This window comes from Gemmatimonadota bacterium (genome assembly GCA_022560615.1).
Classification (GTDB): Bacteria; Gemmatimonadota; Gemmatimonadetes; order Longimicrobiales; family Gaopeijiaceae; genus UBA1138.
In genome coordinates this window covers 1-3435 of sequence record JADFSR010000095.1, presented here as the reverse complement: position 1 = coordinate 3435, position 3435 = coordinate 1, and the positions used below count along the sequence as shown (strand labels likewise).

Sequence of the window (3435 nt, the reverse complement as noted above, 5' to 3'; positions counted from 1 at the left end):
GGCGGACATCGAGGCCGACTTCGACAAGAATCTCGACCTGCTCAAGCGCGATCTCCTGAACGAGGAGGAATTCCGCAGGGTCAACGAGGCTCGACGAGAGGAACGCTCCGAACTTGCGGGTCGACGCGAGGAGCTCGCGGCAGCAGTGGCCGATCAGGCCTCACGCCAGGAAGGCGTGTCCGCCCTACCCGTCCGCATCAAGTCGTTCCTCAAGGATTTCGGATCGCTTGACGTGCAACGCGCGAAGGCCATGCTCCAGCCCATCCTGAAGACGGTGCATGTCTACAACGACGGAAGGATCGAGCTCGAGTTCCGAGGGCAGCAAACTAGCTAGGTGCCGGAAAGGCCTTGTTCGCCCTTCCTGCACCTGCCTAAGAACTAGCTGTAGATAGTTGAACCCGCGCCGAAGGCAAAGCACAGAAGCCGCAAGGCAAGCGGTAAACTGACCCGAGGGGCGATGAGCTAGAGAATCTCTCCGTACCAACAGAGCCCCTGTGGCCCGCACCCGCAGGGCTTGAGGTTGACCACCCGCGAAGCCAGGGTAGTCGGAGGTGAATCATGGCCGAGCATCTTCCCGGAAGCATCACGCATGCGTACGTCCTGATCAACACAGATCCTACCCGCACCGAGGAGGTGGTTGCGCGGTTGGGCGCCATACCGGGCGCCCGGGTCCACGAGGTCCTGGGTCCCTATGACATCGTGGTGGAGCTCGAGGCGGATGCGCCGGAGTACATCACGCGGATCCTTCGCGAGAAGATACGGCACGTGCAGGGCATCACGTCCACCGTCACGTGCACCTGGATGGAATGAGGGCCTGGCCCTCAACCCACTCGCCAGCGCCAGCCGCAGACGTGGACAGGCGCAGTTGAGCGCTGGATGGGGCGTGGGGCGCAATCAATTGCGCCCCTACACGAGACGCGGCGGCGACGCTCGAGATCCCGGGCGCGTTCATCCTCGCCAGGTTCACGCCGCTGGGCCAGTACGGCATCCTCGTCGCCATCCTTCTGGCCATGGTCGTCCGGCTGCTGCTCTTCGGCGGCTACTACTTGACCGGGAGGTGGCTGCGCCCGTCCGAGTCCCCTCGTCACCGTTAGCCCCGTCGTTCCGGCCCTGCCATACGTCGTGAGTCCCGACCATAATACTTTTCTAACTCCAGCAGGCGTAGTGTCAGTGGTGATCCACCGGCCTGACCCAGTCGGCGCTCGTTCGTGAAAGAGCGCTCAGCATGCATTCGAATCGCTTGCTTGGAGATCCTTCGTGCGAAGCAAGGCATTGCTTCTGATCGCACTCTTGGCGACAGCAGCGGCCATGGCGGGATGCAGCTCCGACTCGACACCAACGCCTGAAGCGACCTCGCTTCCATCGGCGACCCCGACGCCTCAAGCCGTGGAGCCGGGAGGGGTCTCGTCAGACATCGTGAACTTCACGCACCAGGACCTAGTCGTGAACGCAGGCACGACTATCACCTGGGTGAACCGGGATTCCGCGTCACACACCTCGACGGCGACGGCTGGTTCCGCGCTTCGTTGGAATAGCCGCCGCCTGAGAACCGGCGAATCCTTCACCGTCACGTTCAACGAGCCGGGCACTTACCCATACCGCTGTAGCATCCACCCAAGGATGACAGGGACGGTCACGGTCAACCCGTAGTACCACGCGAGTCAGAGCCTCTAGCGGCCATCGGACGGGCAGGAAGGAAGGGATTTGGCGAAGCAGGAGGGCAAACGACCCGCGATCGGCGTGGATGGGCCGGAGGTCGTCGGCGAGAAGGACGTGGCGAGCGGCGTCGCGGCAGTGGCCATAACCGACGCCGCCGAGACCGCGAACGGGTCGAACGGCACGAAGGTCACCGAACCGACCACGGAGGAACTCGCCAAGGTTGAGGCCGCCGCCGCCGAAGCGGAAGCCGGTCAGAACCTCGATGGTGAGCTGATCGAGGACCCGGTGCGCATGTACCTGCGTGAGGTGGGGCGCGTCAATCTGCTGACCGCGGCGGACGAGCGCCGATTGGCGCAGGCGCTCGCCTCCGGCAAGCACGTCGACAAGCTCGAGCAGAACATCGCCACGGAGACCGGGCACCCAGCCAGCGCCGCGGACCTCGTGCGCACGCTCCTCTCGCGGATCCGTGAATCGAATGAGCTCATCGAGGCCCTCGCCGACTACATGGCCATCGAAGACGCGATGACGCTCAAGGTGTTGCTCACCGACGAGAAGCTGCGGGCGGGCATCGACGGCGTGCTCGACGTGGACATGCTGGAAGCGTTCGGCCAGCGTTGGGGCAAAGAACCGCTGGAGGTCGCGCAGCAGATCATCCAGCTCTCGCTGAACAGCCACGTGCTCTCCGAAGAGACGCTAGACGTGATGGGCGAGGACGTCCCGGTCAAGAGCCTGGACGACGCGCTCGAGGACGCGGACATCGGGCAGCGGCTCGAGTCCAACGAGCTGTTGCTCCGCATGCACTTCGGCGCGGTGAAAAGCGAGAGCGCGCACGCCCAGCGCCACCTGACCGAGGCGAACCTGCGCCTGGTAGTGAGCATCGCGAAGAAGTACGTCGGCCGCGGCCTGTCCCTGCTGGACCTGATCCAGGAGGGCAACATCGGCCTCATACGCGGCGTGGAGAAGTTCGACTACCGCAAGGGGTTCAAGTTCTCCACCTACGCGACCTGGTGGATCCGCCAGGCCATCACGCGCGCCATCGCCGACCAAGGACGGACGATCCGCATCCCGGTCCACATAATCGAGATCATCAACAAGCTCGTGCGCGTCAGCCGCCGGCTCGTGCAGGAGTACGGGCGCGAGCCCACGACCCAGGAAGTCGCGCTCGAGATGGAGGTCACCCCTGAGCGGGTCCGCGAGATCATGAAGGTGTCCCAGGAGCCCGTCTCCCTCGAGACGCCCGTCGGCGAGGAGGGAGACTCGCACCTCCGCGACTTCATCGAGGACCGCAGCGGACCCGCTCCGGCGGATGCCGCGACCTTCCAGCTGCTGAAGGAGCAGGTCAAAGACGTCATTGGCACCCTCAGCGAGCGCGAACGGACCGTCTTGCAGCTGCGCTTCGGGCTGGAGGACGGCCGCAGCCGGACGCTCGAAGAGGTCGGCCGCGTCTTCGCCGTCACGCGTGAGCGCATACGCCAGATAGAGGCGAAGGCGCTGAAGAAGCTGCGGCACCCGAGCCGCTCTCGCAGGCTCCGCGACTTCCTGGAATAGCTACAGCTAATTCGGCGAGGAGGAGCGAGACGCCACGTGACTAGCTTTAGCTTGTTTGGTCAGGGGATGCCTGGCTAGTTGAACCCCGAACGAGCTGGCCACTCGCGCCTCCGCCACGAACGGGAGCGATATCCCCCAAACGATGAGCAGAAGACCTGTAGAACGGGTGAGCCAGCGGCCGCGGGCGCGACCTTCTCGACGAGCGCAAACGCTGCGAGAGCCGCGATC

4 protein-coding genes and 1 pseudogene are annotated in these 3435 nt (G+C 64.5%); all 5 read left to right on the top strand.

Features of this window, described 5'->3' with window-relative positions; genetic code table 11:
* Positions 1-334 (top strand): hypothetical protein (locus IIB36_20400; protein MCH7534100.1); only part of this gene is annotated, 334 nt, incomplete at its 5' end.
* A 224-nt stretch (positions 335-558) separates the two neighbouring features.
* Positions 559-810 (top strand): Lrp/AsnC ligand binding domain-containing protein, encoded by a 252-nt coding sequence (locus IIB36_20395; protein ID MCH7534099.1) that lies wholly within the window; start codon positions 559-561, stop codon positions 808-810.
* Between the two features lie 498 nt (positions 811-1308).
* A complete protein-coding gene (locus tag IIB36_20390) occupies positions 1309-1650 on the top strand; it encodes a cupredoxin domain-containing protein (protein MCH7534098.1) in 342 nt (113 codons plus the stop codon).
* A 300-nt stretch (positions 1651-1950) separates the two neighbouring features.
* A pseudogene (locus IIB36_20385) lies at positions 1951-2034 on the top strand (hypothetical protein).
* Between the two features lie 129 nt (positions 2035-2163).
* Positions 2164-3207, top strand: coding sequence for an RNA polymerase sigma factor RpoD (gene rpoD, locus IIB36_20380; protein ID MCH7534097.1), 1044 nt, complete (start codon positions 2164-2166; stop codon positions 3205-3207).
* The last annotated feature ends 228 nt before the right edge of the window (positions 3208-3435 follow it).